Raw genomic sequence first — 15,624 nt, forward strand, 5'->3', positions numbered from 1 at the left:
TCGTACGGTCGCGGTGCCCGGCCCGGGCCGGGGTGGCCGGGGCGGGGGCACGGGTGGGGGCTGCGGCGCGGGCCGGCGGCCCGCGGGGCAGGTCGGTACGGGCTCACGGCCGGCGCAGTGCGTCGGCGGCGTCCGCGCCACCGGCCAGCTCGACCTCGAGCAGCTGCTTGCCGAGCAGCTCCGGGTCGGGCAGGTCCATCGGGTACTCGCCGTCGAAGCAGGCCCGGCACAGGTTGGGCTTGGCGATCGTGGTCGCCTCGACCATCGCGTCGATCGAGATGTACGACAGCGAGTCCGCGCCCAGCGACTTGCCGATCTCCTCCACGCTCATGCCGTTGGCGATCAGCTCGGCGCGGGTGGCGAAGTCGATGCCGAAGAAGCACGGCCACTTCACCGGCGGCGAGGAGATCCGGATGTGCACCTCGGCCGCTCCGGCCTCGCGGAGCATCCGCACCAGCGCGCGCTGCGTGTTGCCGCGGACGATGGAGTCGTCCACCACCACCAGCCGCTTGCCGCGGATGACTTCCTTGAGCGGGTTGAGCTTGAGCCGGATGCCGAGCTGCCGGATGGTCTGCGAGGGCTGGATGAAGGTCCGGCCGACGTAGGAGTTCTTCACCAGGCCCGAGCCGTACGGGATGCCGCTGGCCTCGGCGTAGCCGACCGCGGCCGGCGTGCCGGACTCCGGTGTCGGTATCACCAGATCGGCCTCGACCGGGGCCTCCTTGGCCAGCCGGCGGCCCATCTCCACCCGGGACAGGTAGACGTTGCGGCCCGCGATGTCGGTGTCGGGGCGGGCGAGGTAGACGTACTCGAAGACGCAGCCCTTGGGGCGGGCCTCGGCGAAGCGGGAGGAGCGCAGGCCCTGCTCGTCGACGGCGATCAGCTCGCCGGGCTCGATCTCCCGGACGAAGCTGGCGCCGCAGATGTCCAGGGCGGCGGACTCGGAGGCCACCACCCAGCCGCGCTCCAGCCGGCCCAGCACCAGCGGGCGGATGCCCTGCGGGTCGCGGGCGGCGTAGAGGGTGTGCTCGTCCATGTAGACGAGGCTGAAAGCGCCCTTGATCTTCGGCAGCACCTGTGGTGCGGCTTCTTCGACCGACAGCGGGGTGCCGTCCGGCCCGACCTGGCCGGCCAGCAGCGCCGTGATCAGGTCCGTGTCATTGGTGGCCGCGACCTTCGTGGCCCGTCCGGGGCCCTGCGGCAGCGCGGCGACCATCTCGGCGAGCTCGGCGGTGTTCACCAGGTTGCCGTTGTGGCCCAGCGCGATGGAGCCGTGGGCGGTGGCCCGGAAGGTGGGTTGCGCGTTCTCCCACACGGACGCGCCGGTGGTCGAGTAGCGGGCGTGGCCGACGGCGATGTGGCCGGTCAGCGAGCCGAGGGAGGTCTCGTCGAAGACCTGGGAAACCAGGCCCATGTCCTTGAAGACCAGGATCTGGGAGCCGTTGCTCACTGCGATGCCCGCGGACTCCTGTCCGCGGTGCTGCAGGGCGTACAGCCCGAAGTAGGTGAGTTTGGCGACCTCTTCCCCTGGGGCCCAGACACCGAAGACACCGCAGGCGTCTTGGGGGCCCTTCTCACCGGGGAGCAGGTCGTGGCTGAGTCGTCCGTCACCACGAGGCACGTTGTCGAGTCTAGGGCAGGAATGCCTCTCATCCGAACGGGCGAACCTTCAATTCCCTGGGTCTACGCGCGTCATGCCTTACGTGGCAAGCGGTGTGATGTTCGCCTTACGGAGTCGGGCGCGCCCGGGCGCAGGGTCGTTTTCCGGCCAATCGCGTCGGGGAGCCCTCGTCGCCGCCACCCGGCCCACCCCCGTCCGGCGCTCCCGGAACCGACAGAGCGGCGGCCCGGGGGGAATCAGAACCGGACGCCGGGGGAAGTGGCCGAGCCACTTCGCAGGAGCTACCCCAGGACCGGGAGGTACGCCGCGAGGTCGGCGCGCTCGCCGGACGCGGAGACACGGGCGGCGTCGACCTCGTCCGCGAACGAGGAGCGCCCGGTGGACAGGCGCAGCCAGGTCATGGGGTCGGTCTCGACGACGTTCGGCGGGGTGCCGCGGGTGTGCCGCGGCCCTTCCACACACTGCACGGCGGCATACGGCGGCACCCGCACCTCCACGGAGTTCCCGGGCGCCTTCGCGGCGAGCGCGTCCGCGAGGACCCGTACCGCCCCGGCGACCGCGTGCCGGTCGAAGCCGATCTCGATGCCGGTGGCGCGGGCGAGGTCGTCGCTGTGGACGACCAGCTCGACCAGCCGCGTCACCAGGAAGTCGCTCGCGCGCATCGGACCGAACGGGCTCGGCACCAGCCGGTCGGCCCTGGTCGCCTCGGCTTCCAGCGCGGCGAGCTGCTCCGCGGCGGCTTCGAGGGCCACGAGCGGATCGGCGGTCCGCGCCTCCTCCGCCCGGGTCGCGGCGTCCAGCTTCTCCGCGATTCCCGCGGTGGACAGCGCCCAGGTGTCGAGCCCGACCGTCTTCGCCCCGGCCGCCGGCGGCTCCGCCGCCAGCATCGTCCCCATCGCCTCGACCTGCCGCACGATGTGCACGACCAGCAGCCGCACGTCCCAACCCGGCAGCCCCGAGGGCCACTTCCACTGCTCCCCGGTCAACCCCCGTGCGGCCAACCGCACATGCTGCACCTGCGCGCGCAACGCTCCCCACGTCCGCGTGGGCTCATACGTACGGACACGGCGGCGGCTCTCCCCAGGGGTCGGCATACCCCGAGCTTAGCTTTCGGGTGCCGCGGCCCCTTCGGTCCACTCCAGCAGTTGCCGCGTATCCAGCTCGATCCCGACGGGTTCGGGCAGGGCGACGGTCTTGCCGAACGCGACGACGTGCCGGTCGCGGTAAGCGCCGTCCTGCGGGTCGCTGTGGATGCTCACTTCGCGGCGGTCCCGGTCGATCAGCAGGTACACGGGGATGCCCGACTCGGCGTAGGCGCGCGGCTTGTCGACCCGGTCGCGCTGGTTGGTGTCACGATCCCGCAAGGTCACCTCGACCGCCATCAGTACACCATCGGGGTCGGCCCACTCCCCGACCGTTCGGCCGACGAAGTGCGCGACAGGAGCGAGCGTGCCATCGGGCCGAGCCCGGCCGTTTCTGTAGGACTCGACCTTGAGCCCTTGACCGGTATGGAGATCCCACTGGGGTTTCTGCTGGATGCACTGACGGAGCAGCCACATCGTGATTGCCTCATGGATCGCGTCCGGCACGCGCTTGACCCCCAGCTTTCCGCCGATCAGCTCGAAGCAGAGGCCCTCCTCGTCACGCGCCGCAAGTGCGGCGATGTCCTCGAAGGTCTCCGGCAGCATTTGCGCGTCATCCCACGCCTGCAGCCGGTCGTCCACAGCGGTCACCCCGTACCTCCCTGTGTCCGAATGCTCACGTTCAGATTCTGATCGTACAGACGGTCAGCAACCGAACGTGACCACGCGGCCACGCTCACCCATGCCTGTGCACTCAGGCAACTCGGACAACGAGCGTAGCCGCGCGGACCTCCTCCCGGCGGGCGCTCAGCGCTGGCGGGGGCGTTCGAAGGTGATGAGCAGGCCGTCGACCGCGCCGGGGCCTATCCGGCCCTTCACCTCGCCGGACGTGATGTCCTTCAGTGCCCAGCCGTCCTCGGCGTGCTTGTTGAGCACCTTCTCCAACTTGTCGCTGTCGAGCGCGTCCCCGATCAGCGCTTCACGGAAGGTGACGACCTTGTACTCGTACATGTCCGGCCTTTCTCGGTGGTTTCCCGGTGCTGCGTAAGTGCCACGTCGTACCTGCTGACGCACCCGACCGGCCTCAAGGTTGCGGCACCCGCCGACCACCGCGTCCAACCCTGGAATCAGATACTCTGATTCCATGAAGCTGATGACCGCCACCGAGGCATCGCGGAACTTCGCCGCGCTCCTGGACGCCGCGGAGCACGGCGAGACCATCGTGATCACCAGGGCCGGACGCCGTCTGGCCCAGATCGGGCCCGCCAACGCGGGGAACGGCGCCGCCCTCAACGACGTACTCGCGAGCAGGCCCCAGGACGACGGCTTCGCCGCCGACGTGGCGGCGACCCGCGACTTCCTGACCGACGAGACGGCGGCGACGTGGCCCGACGCCTGATCCTCGACACCGGCGTGCTGATCGGCACCAAGCGCACCGGCACCCCCGTCGCCTTCGCCCTTGACGACGACGTCGCCATCGCCGCCGTGACCGCGGCCGAACTGCTCCTCGGCGTCGAACTCGCCGACGACGCCCGTCGCCAGCCCCGTGAGGACTTCGTCAGCGCGGTCCTCGCGGTCGTACCCGTCGAGGAATACGGTCCCGACGTCGCCCGTGTCCACGCCCGCCTGCTCGCGTACGTCCGACGCAAGGGCAAGCCGCGCGGCGCGCACGACCTGCTCATCGCAGCCACGGCGGCCGCCACGGCCCGAGCGGTGGTCACGCTCGACCGGCAAGCGGCGTTCGCCGAGTTGCCCGGAGTACGGGTCGCGGACCTGCACTGACCCGAACGCCTGACCACGCCGGGCTGCCCCTCGTGCGCCGCTACCGCGCACGGCGTCCGAGAGCGCGAGGCACTACCCGCCCTCACGATCGGCGAACAGAATCTCCAGGGGGGACGCGCCGTCGACGGGCGCGCGTCTGGGAAGGCGGCCCAGTTCGGCCGTCGTGACAGCCCCACGCCTGATCAGCCCCCGCGCAGCAAGCAAGGCATACCGGTCGAAAACCCCCGACCCACCCTCGTCTTGGTCATCGGCGAGTTCGCCGGGTACCAATGGCCTGTTCGCCACGTGTTCCTCTCTCAGTGACGTAGCGGCTGCGGCCGCTGTCGCAGGAGGGCGCTGCCCAGATGCCCGGGCTCGAACACGGCCAGGGCCACGCGAAGTTCGGGGGCGAGGACGTCCCAGATCTCGGCGGCGAGCTCGGCCGGGGTGTTCGCCCGGGTGGCGGTGTCGACGTAGGGCTCGGCGGTGGCGACCGTACGGCCGTCGGAACGGTAGGTGGTCATCAGCACCGCGTCGCCCGGGGCGAGCGCGCCGACCGCCAGCGTGAGCACGTCGGCCGCGTCCCGGCCGCCCGCACTGCGCCGGGCCGAGCCGAGCCAGGCCCGCCCGGTGGAACCGTGGGCGACCACGGTGATCCGGGACGTGTGGATCGGTGGATCGGGCTCGTAGGCCAGCCCCGACAGCGCGCGTAGCGGCTCCGCGCCCTCGTCCAGCCGCCCGGCGACCTCCTCGACCTGCTCCCCGTTGCCGTACACCAGCCACTCCCCGCGCTCCCGCGCGCCCACGTAGTGCCGCAGCGGGTCGCCGCCCGGGCCCTCCGTCGCCGCGACCACCAACTCACCGTCCCCGCGTCGCAGTTCGCGCGCCTGGGAGGCACGAGTGCGGCCCGTGAGGAAGTACGCCCCGCAGCAACGCCCGTCCCCGGTCCGCGCCCACACCACCCCGCGCCCCGGATACGGGTTCCCCGCCAGCACCCCGCTCAGTGCTTCCACGCCCACCGCCTCCTGATCCGCCGCCACCCGCACGCGACACGTCCGAAGGGGCAACGTACTACCCGCCTGGGGCTCGTTCGCCGGGTCGGGTCAGGACGTCGCGAGGAGGATCGCGCCGATGACGGCGGCGGCCGCGCCGGCCAGGGCCAGGACCGCGAGGACGATGACGCCGGTCAGCAGGCCGTCGTGGTCGTGTTCGCGGTCGAGGGCGAGCACGGCGGGGTCCGCGGGGTCGTAGCGCACCGCGATGTCGCGGCCGGGCCAGGCGCGGCGGGTGGAGGTGTAGGAGCCGCAGAGGGCGGTGACGGTGCGGCCGTCCTCGGTGGTGAAGGCGACGATCGGGGAGTAGGTCCGGGTCCCGCGGTCGTCGGACCTCGGGTCGCGGCGTTCGCGCACGGCGAGCACGCGGGCGGTGGTGCGGACGGCCGACACCCGCAACCGCCGCCGCCGGCGCAGGTCGTGGAGGACGGCGCGCCTGAGCGCGGCCCACATGACCGCCGACCACCCGAGCCCGTACAGCAGCAGCACCCAGCCGAGGTCGGGGCCGGGCAGGAACCGGGCTGCCACCGGAACGAGCGCCAGGTACAACAACGCGCTGCCGCAGGCCAGTTCGCGGGTGGCCGGGCGCCGGTGCCCGTGGGGGCCGAGCCGGAAGTCCTCCGGGGCGTGCGCACCGTAGCGGACCTCGACGGTCCGGCCCTCCCAGGCGGCGTTCAGCCGGCCGTACCGTCCGCCGCGGGCCGGGCCGACCACCTCGCGCCCCGACAGCCGGTCCACGAAGGCGAGTTCGGCGGGCACGCCGTCCACCGTCTTCCCGCCGTGTTCCAGCGGGGTGCCCACGCTCGTCACGGTCGCGTCGGCGTAGACGATCCCGCGCCCCCGGAAGGCCAGGTGCCGGCGCAACAGGCGTACCCCGAAGGCCCCCACCACCGCGCAGCACGCCAGCACCGCCACGTCGTACGGCACTTCGTCCCCCACCCTCAGCGGTTCGGCGACTCCCCGGGTTCGAGGACGCGGCCCCGGCCCGCCCCGGTTGCGCACGCTACGGCTACCCGCGGCCGGAACTACTCCGCGGGCCAGCCGTGTTCGGAGAGCAGGGGACCGCGCCCGAGGTAGGCACGCAAAGCGCGGGCGGTGCTGGGGACGAACCGCTCCGGGACCGCGTCGACGTCGCACCAGCGGACCTCGCGGTGCTTGCCGGGCTCGCGGTTCTCGGCGGTGCCCGTCCAGCGGTCTGCTGCGAACACCACGGTGAGATAGCCGTTCGGCGACTGCACGCCGTGGGCGCCGTGGATGAGGTGGGCGACCGCCAGGTCCTCGGGCGCCACCCGCACCCCGGTCTCCTCGTACAGCTCGCGCACCGCCGTGCGCGTGATCGGCTCGCCCGGGTCGCTCTTGCCCACCGGCAGGTCCCACAGCCCGTCGCCGTAGCGCGCCCCCGGCCCCCGCCGCAGCAGCAGCACCCGCCCCTTCTCCCGGTCGTGCACGACCACCGCGGCCGCCAGCAGCGTCATCGCCCCGTACGCCACCGGCCCCGCGTCCTGCGGCTCGGCGTCCCTCTCCCCCATGGGCCCCGACCTCCCTCGTCCACACGGCGACCACCGCGCCACCCGACCGGCGGCCGATCCTCACCGACCGACGGCCGACCGTAACAGCCGCCTCCGACAAGCCCCGTCGCTCGTGCGGCGACGCACCGGCCCGCTACGGCGTGGCGACGGCGAGGTGCTCGGTGAGGACGCGCAGGGACTGCCATGCCTCGGCGTCGGTGCCGTCGCCGAGCGGGTAGTGCAGGGCGGGGGCCGCGGCGGAGCCCAGTTGGAGCGGTTCGATCTCCAGTGGGGGCCGGCGGGCGCGGGTGAGGGTGACGTCGCCGACGCCGGCCGCGCCGAGGGTGAAGGACACCGGTACCGGCGGGGCCTCGAAGACCGCCGGCACCGTCAGGTCGCGCGTGGCCGGGCGGACGGCGGCCAGCATGGTGACCAGCCCGTGCTCGGCCACGAGGGTGCCGGCCAGGGACGCGATGCGGTCCAGCGGGAGGGCTTCGCCGGGACCGTAGCCGAGGACGAGCGTCACGTCCTGTTCGACGCCGCCTCCGACCCGGGTCACCCGGACCGACGCGACCGCCGGGCGCTCGGGCCGCCCGACCACGGCGAGGAAGGTGGGCCTGGGCGCTCGGCCGCGGGCCAGATCGGTCAACTGGCGCCGCGACCATGGCAGGTTGACCGGTTCCGCGGTGCCCCATCCGGTCGGCGGCGCGCCGGTCAGCGCCTGCCAGGCGGCTTCCACGCCGCCGCCGAGCAGCAGGTCCTCCTCGGGCGGGTGAACGGTGTGGAAGGACAGGCTCAGCTGCCGGTCGGCGGTAGGCCCGGCGGGACGGAACGCGTCCGCGAGTCGCCCGGTGCCCTCCGGGGTGGGGATGGCGGCGAAGGTGCCGTCCTTCCAGTGCAGCGCGGCGCCGGACAGGCCGTCGTAGTAGCCCGAGGAGTCGCCCACCACCCAGCGGTTGGGTGCGCCGGTGAGCGCGAACCGGGTGAGCATGCTCATCCGGGTGCCCGGCGGGGTCACGATCTGCAGGGCGCGGTCGGTCTCGGCGCAGGCCCGCAGGACGTCGGACAGCCACGCCGACAAGGTGACCAGCGGCCGGTCCCCGATGACGACGGCGGTGGTGGCGGTGGCCACGTCCACCGCGGGCAGCGCGCCCGGCGGCGCGGCTGCCGCGGACACCTCCGCGCCGCCGTCAGCGCCGCCGTCAGCGCCGCCGCTGTCGCCGTTGCTCTCGCCCTCGCCCTCGGCCTCGCCCGGACCGACCCGCGCCGGTGGCCGCGAGCCGACCCGCACCACGCCCAACGACCTTACGGCCCCGGCCGGATGGCACACCCCGTCCAGCAGCAGCGCCAGCCGACCCGCGACGGAGCCGGCCAGGGCCGCCGCGTCCGGCACGGCGGTGGACGCACGCACTTCGGTCCACCACACCGGCCGGCCCCGGTGCGCACCGGTCAGCCCGGCCCGGCGAGCCGCCTTCGCCCCGAGCAGCCGCTCGACCTCTCCGGCCACCTGCACCAGTACCGGCGCCTCCACGGAGACCAGCGGCCGGCCGTCCGGCCCGGTCAGCTGGATCACGGCTCCCTCGGCGTCACCGGTCATGTACTGGTCGGGGCCGCCCGCGTACAGGCTCGCCAGCAGCCGCCAGGCGTCCGGCATCTTCGGGGTCAGGACGACGATGTCCTTGGTCACGGTGCCTCCTGCTCGGCCAGGGCGGTCTGGACGAGCTGCGGGGCGCGTCCGCGGCGCACCAGCAGACCGCGGCCGGGCGGCTGCGCGGAGGCGTACACGCCCGGGAAGAGCTGGCCCTCCGCGCGGTCGCCGGCCATCACCAGCGCGGTCGCGCCGGTCTCCCGCAGCGCGGTCAGGAACGGGTCGTACAGCGCGCGGGAGGCGCCGGCGACCCGACGGGTGAGCACCACGTGCAGGCCGATGTCCTGCGCGATCGGCAGATACGGCAGGAACGGCGCCAGCGGCTGCTGGCCGGCGGCGGTGAGGATGTCGTAGTCGTCGACGAGCAACACGATGCGCGGACCGTCGAAACCGGGCCCGTCGCCGAGCGGGTGCAGCGCGTCCTGAGCGGCCTCGTCGGGCAGCCGCTTGTCGAGTTCGGTCGCGATGCCGGCCGCCAGGCCCGTCGAGAGGCGGACGTTGTACGCGTAGCCGCCGCGGTACGGCTCGGGAACCGCGGTGCGCAGGCCGCGGCGCGGGTCGAACACCGCGAAGACCAGCTCGTCGTCGGAGTACCGCTCGATCAACTGGGCGGCGACCAGGGCCAGCAGGTTGGTCTTGCCGCATTCGTCGTCGCCGAGGACGACCAGGTGCTGGTCGCGCCCGAACAGGCCGAGCAGCACCGGGGCGAGGGCGTCCTGGTCGACGCCGAGGGGGATCGCCGTGGGTTCGGAGGCGGCCGAGGGCAGCTTCGCGGCAGGCAACCTGGCGGGCAACACCCTTACGGCGGGCGCCGGTTCGCCGTGCCAGGTAGCGCGGATGGTGGCGGTGGCGTCACCGAGGGCGGCTGCCAGGGTCTCCGCGGTGGCGCGCCCGTCGATGCGCGGGAGCGCCACCTGTGCGAACAGCCGGCCGTCGGTCAGGGCCCGGCCGGCGTCACCGGCGCCGAGGGTCTGCGCGAGCCTGCGGTCGATCGCGGAATCCGTGGCGTCGCCCAGCCGCAGCTCCACCCGGCTGCCGAAGAGCGACTGGTTGGCGATCCGCACGTCGTTCCAGCGGAGCATGCCGGCCACCACGTGGATGCCGTAACCGCCGCCGCGCTTCAGCAGGTCGGCCACCCCGTCGTCCAGGGCGTCGAACTCCTCGCGCAGGGTGCCGTATCCGTCGATCACCAACACCACCTCGGTGCTGGGGAGTTCGGACAGCCCGCCGGACGAGCGCAGGTGGCGCAGCTGGTCCACGGAGTCGATGCCCTGCCGGCGGAAGAGCTGCTCGCGGGCGGCGAGCATGCCGCGGACCTCGGCGACCGTGCGGGCGCAGCGCTCGGGGTCCGACCGGCCGGCCACCCCGCCGACGTGCGGCAGGCCGGTCAGCGCCGACAGGCCGCCGCCGGCCAGGTCGAGGCAGTAGACGGCCACGTCGCGGGGGGTGTGGGTGAGCGCAAGGGAGAGCACCAGGGTGCGCAGCAGCGTGGTCTTGCCGGACTGCGGGCCGCCCACCACCGCGGTGTGCCCACCGGCGACGGTCAGGTCGTGCACCCAGGGCCCGCGCCGCTGCCGGGCCGGGTCGTCCAGCAGGCCCAGTGGCACCCGCATCGCTCCGGCCGGCCGGGTCAGCCGCATCCCGTCCCCGGTCACCTCCACCGGGCCGGCGACGGCGTCCAGGGCGACCGCCGCGGGCAGCGGCGGCAGCCATATGCGCCGCCCGGGGGTGCCGGCGCCCCGCAACTGGTCCACCATCACCGACAGTACGGTCGGGCCGCTGTCCAGCGCGGTCGCGGTCGCACGGTCCTGCTCCTCGTCCGGTGCCCCTTCCGCGTCGTCGCCGCGCAGCGGGCCGCCCAGTGCCGCGGAGACGTTGTACGTCGGGTAGCGGTACGCCACCGGCTGCTCCTCGGCCGCGTCGGCGACGGCCGTACGGCGGTGCGCGCCGGAGACGTAACCCGCCTTGAACCGGCGGTAGGTGGAGGTGTCCACCTTGAGGTAGCCGAAGCCGGGCAGCGACGGCAGCAGGAAGGCGTCCGGGGTGTCCAGCACGGTGCGCGACTCGTCCGCGGAGAACGTCCGCAGCCCCAGCCGGTAGGACAGGTAGGTCTCCAGCCCGCGCAGCTTGCCGCCCTCGATGCGCTGGCTGGACAGCAGCAGGTGCACGCCGATGGACCGGCCGATCCGGCCTATCGACAGGAACAGGTCGATGAAGTCGGGCTTCTCGGTGAGGAGTTCGCCGAACTCGTCGATGACCACGAACAGGTGGGGCAGCGGTTCGAGTTCCAGCTCGGGGCGTTCGGCGCGCAGCGCGGCGTAGCGGCCGATGTCCGCCACGTTCCCGGCGTCCTTCAGCACCTGCTGGCGGCGCTTGACCTCGCCGGCCAGGCTGGTGTGGACCCGCTCGACCAGGCCGGCCTGGTTCTCCAGGTTGGTGATCACCCCTGCGACGTGCGGGAGTTCGGCGAACGGCGCGAAGGTGGCGCCTCCCTTGTAGTCCACCAGGACCAGGGCCAGGTCCTGCGGCGGATGGTTGGCGGCGAGCGCCAGGACCAGGGTGCGCAGCAGCTCGCTCTTGCCAGAGCCGGTGGCGCCCACGCACAACCCGTGGGGTCCCATGCCGAGTTGGGAGGACTCCTTCAGGTCGAGCAGCACCGGACGATGCCGGTCGTCCAGGCCGATCGGCACCCGCAGGAAGTCCCGTTCACCGCGTGGCGCCCACATCCGCGCCAGGTCGAGGGCGGCCGGGTCGGCCACGCCGAGCAGTGCGGGGAAGTCCACCGCTCCGGAGATCGGCGTGCCGTCGTCGACGGACTCCTCCGACAGCCGCAGCGGTGCGAGCAGCCTGGCGATGCCTTCGGCGCCGGCGACGGTCACCGGGTCGGCCGTCCCTACGACCGCGCCGCCGGCCTCCTCCGCGCGCCCGCCGGCCGAGCCGCCCGCGCCGCTCGTACCGCCCGTGTTCCCCGCGCCCGGCACGGCCGCCGAGGGCGCCGCCGCGGCCCCGCTCTCCGCCCCCGGCCCGTCGCCGCCCGGCGCGCGCAGGTCCCGTACGGACAGGTGGTCACCGTCCACGGTGATCCGTACGGTCACCTCGTCCGGCTCGTGCAGGTGCTCCGCCAGCAGGTGCACCACGGTGACGCCCATGTCCCGCAGCGCCACCGCCATGTCGGGGCGCGGCAGTTCGACCGCCGGCCCGCCGTACTCGTCGCTGAACACCAGCAGCCTGGCGGTACGCCGCAGCGCGTCCTGGTCGGACAGGCCGCGGCGCAGCTCGGCGGTGTAGGAGGCGCGCCGGACCAGGTCGCGCCGGAGCACCTTGGCGAGCTGTTCGGGCGAGGGCGCGATCCGGCGGGCGGGCACCGGGCCGTCCTCCTCGTCCGGTTCCAGGACGTGCGGCAGCCATTTCGCCCACTCCCACTCCGGCAGCCGGCCGCCGGGCACCGACAGCGCGATCCCCACGTCGTCGGGCGCGTGCAGCGCCGCCGTCTGGACGAGCAGGGCCCGCGCCACCCGCAGCACGTCCTCGCGGCCCCCGACGATGCTGACGTTCCCGGCCCGGTCCAGCGGCACCGTCAGCGGGAAGTCGGCCACCCGGGAGAACCGGGCGAGCAGCGCCCCGGCCTCGTTGAGCATGAACCGGTCGGGCGGCGTCAGCACGCCCGAGCCGCCCTTGCCGAGCACCAGCTCCCGTACCGGCACGTTGCCGGTGCCGATCCGCACCTGGAGGAAGTCGCGGTCCAGTCGGCGGCGTTCCCAGGCGCGCCCCGGGTCGCGCACGATGTCGTAGAGCGCGTCCGGCGGCGGGTCGAGCACCCGCGCCCGGTCCCGTACCCGGCGTTCCGCCGCGCCCAACTCCTCGCGCAGTTCCTCCAGATACTCCAGGTACCGCTCGCGCTGGGTGCGCCGGGTGCGCTGTGCCTTGCCGCGCTGGGACAGGAACAGCGCCAGCGCGCCACACACGGCGAGCACCAGGACGATGGCACCGATCGCCGCGAACTGGCTGTTTCGGATGACGGTCATCATCACCACCGAGCTGACCACGCCTGCCAGCGGCAGCAGCGCGGTGGCGGGGCTGCCTGCCTTGCCCTCCGGCAGGTTCGGCGGCGCCTCCACGACCCGGGGGACGTCACGCAGGAGCGGGCTCGACGTGCGTGCGGGCCGGTGCACGATCCGCTGCGTCACGGCCGGCGGTCCTCGGTCCGGGCCTGCCCGCGCTGGTCCACCGGTGTCCGGCGGCCCGCCGTTTCGCCGTCGGCGCCCCGGCCCACCGCGCGGTCGAGCGCGATCCCGGCCAGCCGGGTGGCGGCGACCCGGGTCTCCGCGCCGAGCAGGGGCGCGGAAATCACGCCCCCCGCGGCGAGGTGCCGGTCGTACGGGATCACCACCACCTCCACGCCCGCCTCGCGCAACTCCCGCTCCGCGCGCCGGACATCGAGCACCTGGTCGGGCGCCGAGCAGGTCAGCGCGACCATGGTGCCGCGCAGCACCTGCTTCGGCAGCGACGACATCCAGGCCAGCACCGTGGCGGTCGACGCGACGCCCTCCACCGTGGCCGGCGCGACCAGTACGCACGCGTGCGCGGTGACCAGGGCCGTACGCGCCACCTCGCCGGGCAGCGTCTCGCAGTCCACCACCGTCACCGCGAAGAAGCGGCGCAGCGCCATCACCACGGTGCGGTAGGTGGGGATGTCCACGGGGGCGCCGATGTCGCCGCGGCTGCCGGGCAGCAGCCAGCCGCGGTCGTCCAGGGCGACCAGGTAGCCGGTGATGTCGGTCAGCCGCATGGAAGGGGTGACCAGACCCGCCACGTCGGCGCAGGTCCAGCGCACCGAGGTGGCGCCGAGCCGGGTCGGGAGGGTGCCGAGGGCCGAGTCGGCCTCCATGGCGAGCACCGGGTCGTGCCGGTAGTGCACGAAGGTACGGCTGAGCAGCGCGGCCACGGTGGTCTTGCCGGCGCCGCCGCGGATGCTGGTGACGACGATCTGGCGGCCGGTGGTCACCGGCTGCTGGACCTGCTCGGCGGTCGCGGTGGCGTCGGCGACCCCGCGGGCCGCCGACGAGCCGAGCACGGTCCGAAGGGTGCGCAGGACCCTGCGCAGCGGCGGGTCGCCGTGCAGGGGCCGGCGGGCCGGGCGGGTGGCGGCGCCGGGGACCGGTGTGGGCTCGGGAGCGGGGATGGGTGCGCTGGGGCCGGGCGAGCGCGAGGCGGCCGGCGCGGGTGCCCGGGCGGACGACGGGCCGGGGACGGGGGCGCGCGGGGCGGGCGGTGCGGAGGGCGGCGCGGACGGGGTTGCGGGTCCTGCCGGTGGCGCGGCTCCTGCGGGTCCTGCCGGTGGCGCGGATGAGGCGGGCGCGGGTGAGCTGGGCGCGGCGGAGCCGGGGGGACCGCCCCGCCCGTCGGGCACCCCCTGTGCGACCAGGTCGTTGAGCACGCCTGCCTGCCAGTCGTCCTGCGACGCCACCGAACTACCTCCTCCGTGAACCGCGCGAAGACCTACGCGAACGTGTCCAGCAGGTGCCCGTACACCCCGAACACCCCGACCAGCAGGGGGAACAGCGCGATGACGCCGGCCGCCTCCGCGGTGTCCGCCAGCCGTCTGAAGCGGACCCGGACGTGCTCGGGCGGCTCCACCGCCAGCAGCACCAGCGGGAAGGCCCCGAGTACCGCGCACCCCGCGAGCGCGCCCGCGGCGCCGGACCGGTCCGACCACAGCACCGCGCCGCGCACGGCGACGGCCGCGGCGGCCAGCAGCAGCAGGACCACCTCGATCACCAGGGGATAGGCCCGCGAGCGCAGTGCCAGTACCAGCGCGGTGATCACCGCCAGCGGCACCGTCCAGACCGTGGGCGTCCGCAGCGCGAGTACGGCCGCGACCGCCGCGCCGCCACCGACCACCGCCGTGGCCAGCACCAGCCCGCGATGGGCGGCGTCGAGCGCCGACGCCACCCGGTGCCGGCTGACCGAGGCACCGTCGGCCCGCTCGTCGTCCAGCGCGGTCAGGCCGGCCGAGGTCAGCGCCAGCCGCGGCAGCACGCCGAGCAGCACCACGCAGACCACCGCGAGCACGGCGCCGGTGTGCGCCTGCCGCGGTGCGGTGCCCGCGCCGTGCTGTGCGGCAGCGGCGGCCTCCGCCACGGCGGCGACCACCCCGACCATCACCGCGCCGAGCACTCCCGCGCGGCCGAGCGGTGTGAACGCGCCGAGCAGCAGCAGCGCGGCGAAGACCATGACCGCGACCCCGGCGAAGCTGCCGGCCGCGCTCCAGCCCTCCGCGTCGCCCAACGTCCATGCGCCGAGCGCCGCCAGCGGTCCGGCCGCGGTGATCAACGCCGTGGCCGCCCCGCGCCGCCCCGTGCGCCCGGCCACCGCGCCCGCCACGGCCAGTACGGCGCCGAGGGCCAGCAGCGTGGCGGCCACGGCGGACGGCGCGTAGGACACCCGGGCCAGCAGACCGCCGACCAGCAGCCAGCCGACGAGGGCAGCCCCGGCCGTGATCCTGCGCGCCTGCGGGCTCCACCGCCAGGCGCGTACGTCGAGGTCCTCGGCGACCTCGTCCGTCACGTCGTGCACCACCGGCGCCGAGGGCACGTCCTGCACCCGGACCAGCCGCAGCACCGTGCCGTCCAGCACCCCGGCGTCGCGCAGGGTGCCGTCGTGGGGCACCACCGAGCCGTCGGAAGTGACGAGTTGACGGAGCATCGGTTGCGTGGCGACCCGGTCGTCCAACATCTCGATGATGTCCGGCAGCAGCCGGCCCACCGGTTCGTCGGACGGCAGCACCAGATCCATCCGGCGCCGGGCTCCCACCAGGCTGACCCGGCTCAGCCTGCCGCCCCGCGGACCCGGGCCGGCGGCCTTCCGCACGGATATCCCGGCGCCGTCGGCACCGTCAGCGGTCATTGCGTGTCCCGTCGACATCGGTCTGCTCGCAACTCTCCTGGCTCGG

13 protein-coding genes are annotated in these 15,624 nt (G+C 74.2%); 2 read left to right on the plus strand and 11 right to left on the minus strand.

The genetic code is table 11. The features are described from left to right. Positions 1-103: 103 nt before the first annotated feature. From purF to OG370_RS18690, 4 genes are all read right to left on the minus strand, one after another. Positions 104-1,621, minus strand: a complete 1,518-nt coding sequence (gene purF / locus OG370_RS18675; protein ID WP_328465725.1) for an amidophosphoribosyltransferase — start codon at positions 1,619-1,621, stop codon at positions 104-106. 281 nt (positions 1,622-1,902) lie between these two features. Beyond that, positions 1,903-2,715 carry a maleylpyruvate isomerase family mycothiol-dependent enzyme gene (locus tag OG370_RS18680; RefSeq protein WP_328465727.1) on the minus strand — a complete coding sequence of 271 codons (813 nt, stop codon included), beginning with the start codon at positions 2,713-2,715 and terminating at the stop codon, positions 1,903-1,905. A 9-nt stretch (positions 2,716-2,724) separates the two neighbouring features. Beyond that, positions 2,725-3,354: a Uma2 family endonuclease gene (locus OG370_RS18685; protein WP_328465729.1), complete on the minus strand. Its 630-nt coding sequence runs from the start codon at positions 3,352-3,354 to the stop codon at positions 2,725-2,727. Between the two features lie 156 nt (positions 3,355-3,510). Beyond that, positions 3,511-3,714, minus strand: coding sequence for a DUF4177 domain-containing protein (locus OG370_RS18690; RefSeq protein ID WP_328465731.1), 204 nt, complete (start codon positions 3,712-3,714; stop codon positions 3,511-3,513). 133 nt (positions 3,715-3,847) lie between these two features. Here OG370_RS18690 and OG370_RS18695 point away from each other — a divergent pair, with 133 nt between their 5' ends. Next, positions 3,848-4,102, plus strand: coding sequence for a type II toxin-antitoxin system Phd/YefM family antitoxin (locus OG370_RS18695; RefSeq protein ID WP_328465733.1), 255 nt, complete (start codon positions 3,848-3,850; stop codon positions 4,100-4,102). Beyond that, positions 4,087-4,485, plus strand: coding sequence for a PIN domain-containing protein (locus OG370_RS18700; protein ID WP_328465735.1), 399 nt, complete (start codon positions 4,087-4,089; stop codon positions 4,483-4,485). The genes OG370_RS18695 and OG370_RS18700 overlap by 16 nt, the downstream gene beginning before the upstream one ends. A gap of 296 nt (positions 4,486-4,781) precedes the next feature. Here the strand turns inward: OG370_RS18700 and OG370_RS18705 are convergent, their stop codons facing one another. The 7 genes from OG370_RS18705 to eccD form a co-directional block, all read right to left on the minus strand. Next, entirely contained in the window at positions 4,782-5,477 is a 696-nt protein-coding gene (locus OG370_RS18705) for an IMP cyclohydrolase (protein WP_328465737.1), read from the minus strand. Positions 5,478-5,567: 90 nt separating this feature from the next. Next, positions 5,568-6,443, minus strand: a complete 876-nt coding sequence (locus OG370_RS18710; RefSeq protein WP_328465739.1) for a DUF3592 domain-containing protein — start codon at positions 6,441-6,443, stop codon at positions 5,568-5,570. Between the two features lie 98 nt (positions 6,444-6,541). Further along, a complete protein-coding gene (locus OG370_RS18715; protein WP_328465741.1) occupies positions 6,542-7,045 on the minus strand; it encodes an NUDIX domain-containing protein in 504 nt (167 codons plus the stop codon). Between the two features lie 133 nt (positions 7,046-7,178). After that, positions 7,179-8,711, minus strand: a complete 1,533-nt coding sequence (locus OG370_RS18720) for a DUF6177 family protein (protein WP_328465743.1) — start codon at positions 8,709-8,711, stop codon at positions 7,179-7,181. Beyond that, complete coding sequence (gene eccCb / locus OG370_RS18725; RefSeq protein ID WP_328465745.1) at positions 8,708-12,859, minus strand: type VII secretion protein EccCb; 4,152 nt, start codon at positions 12,857-12,859, stop codon at positions 8,708-8,710. Before eccCb ends, OG370_RS18720 begins: the two co-directional genes overlap by 4 nt. Further along, a complete protein-coding gene (locus OG370_RS18730) occupies positions 12,856-14,139 on the minus strand; it encodes a hypothetical protein (protein WP_328465747.1) in 1,284 nt (427 codons plus the stop codon). Before OG370_RS18730 ends, eccCb begins: the two co-directional genes overlap by 4 nt. A gap of 32 nt (positions 14,140-14,171) precedes the next feature. Further along, complete coding sequence (gene eccD, locus OG370_RS18735; RefSeq protein WP_328465749.1) at positions 14,172-15,578, minus strand: type VII secretion integral membrane protein EccD; 1,407 nt, start codon at positions 15,576-15,578, stop codon at positions 14,172-14,174. Positions 15,579-15,624: the final 46 nt, after the last annotated feature.

The organism is Streptomyces sp. NBC_00448, assembly GCF_036014115.1.
GTDB lineage: Bacteria > Actinomycetota > Actinomycetes > Streptomycetales > Streptomycetaceae > Actinacidiphila.

Bases quoted from the DNA above. Each gene is read 5' to 3' on its own strand.
- OG370_RS18680 (WP_328465727.1), bottom strand. From the start codon at position 2,715: ATGCCGACCCCTGGGGAGAGCCGCCGCCGTGTCCGTACGTATGAGCCC.
- OG370_RS18690 (WP_328465731.1), bottom strand. From the start codon at position 3,714: ATGTACGAGTACAAGGTCGTCACCTTCCGTGAAGCGCTGATCGGGGAC.
- OG370_RS18695 (WP_328465733.1), top strand. From the start codon at position 3,848: ATGAAGCTGATGACCGCCACCGAGGCATCGCGGAACTTCGCCGCGCTC.
- OG370_RS18715 (WP_328465741.1), bottom strand. From the start codon at position 7,045: ATGGGGGAGAGGGACGCCGAGCCGCAGGACGCGGGGCCGGTGGCGTAC.
- eccD (WP_328465749.1), bottom strand. From the start codon at position 15,578: ATGACCGCTGACGGTGCCGACGGCGCCGGGATATCCGTGCGGAAGGCC.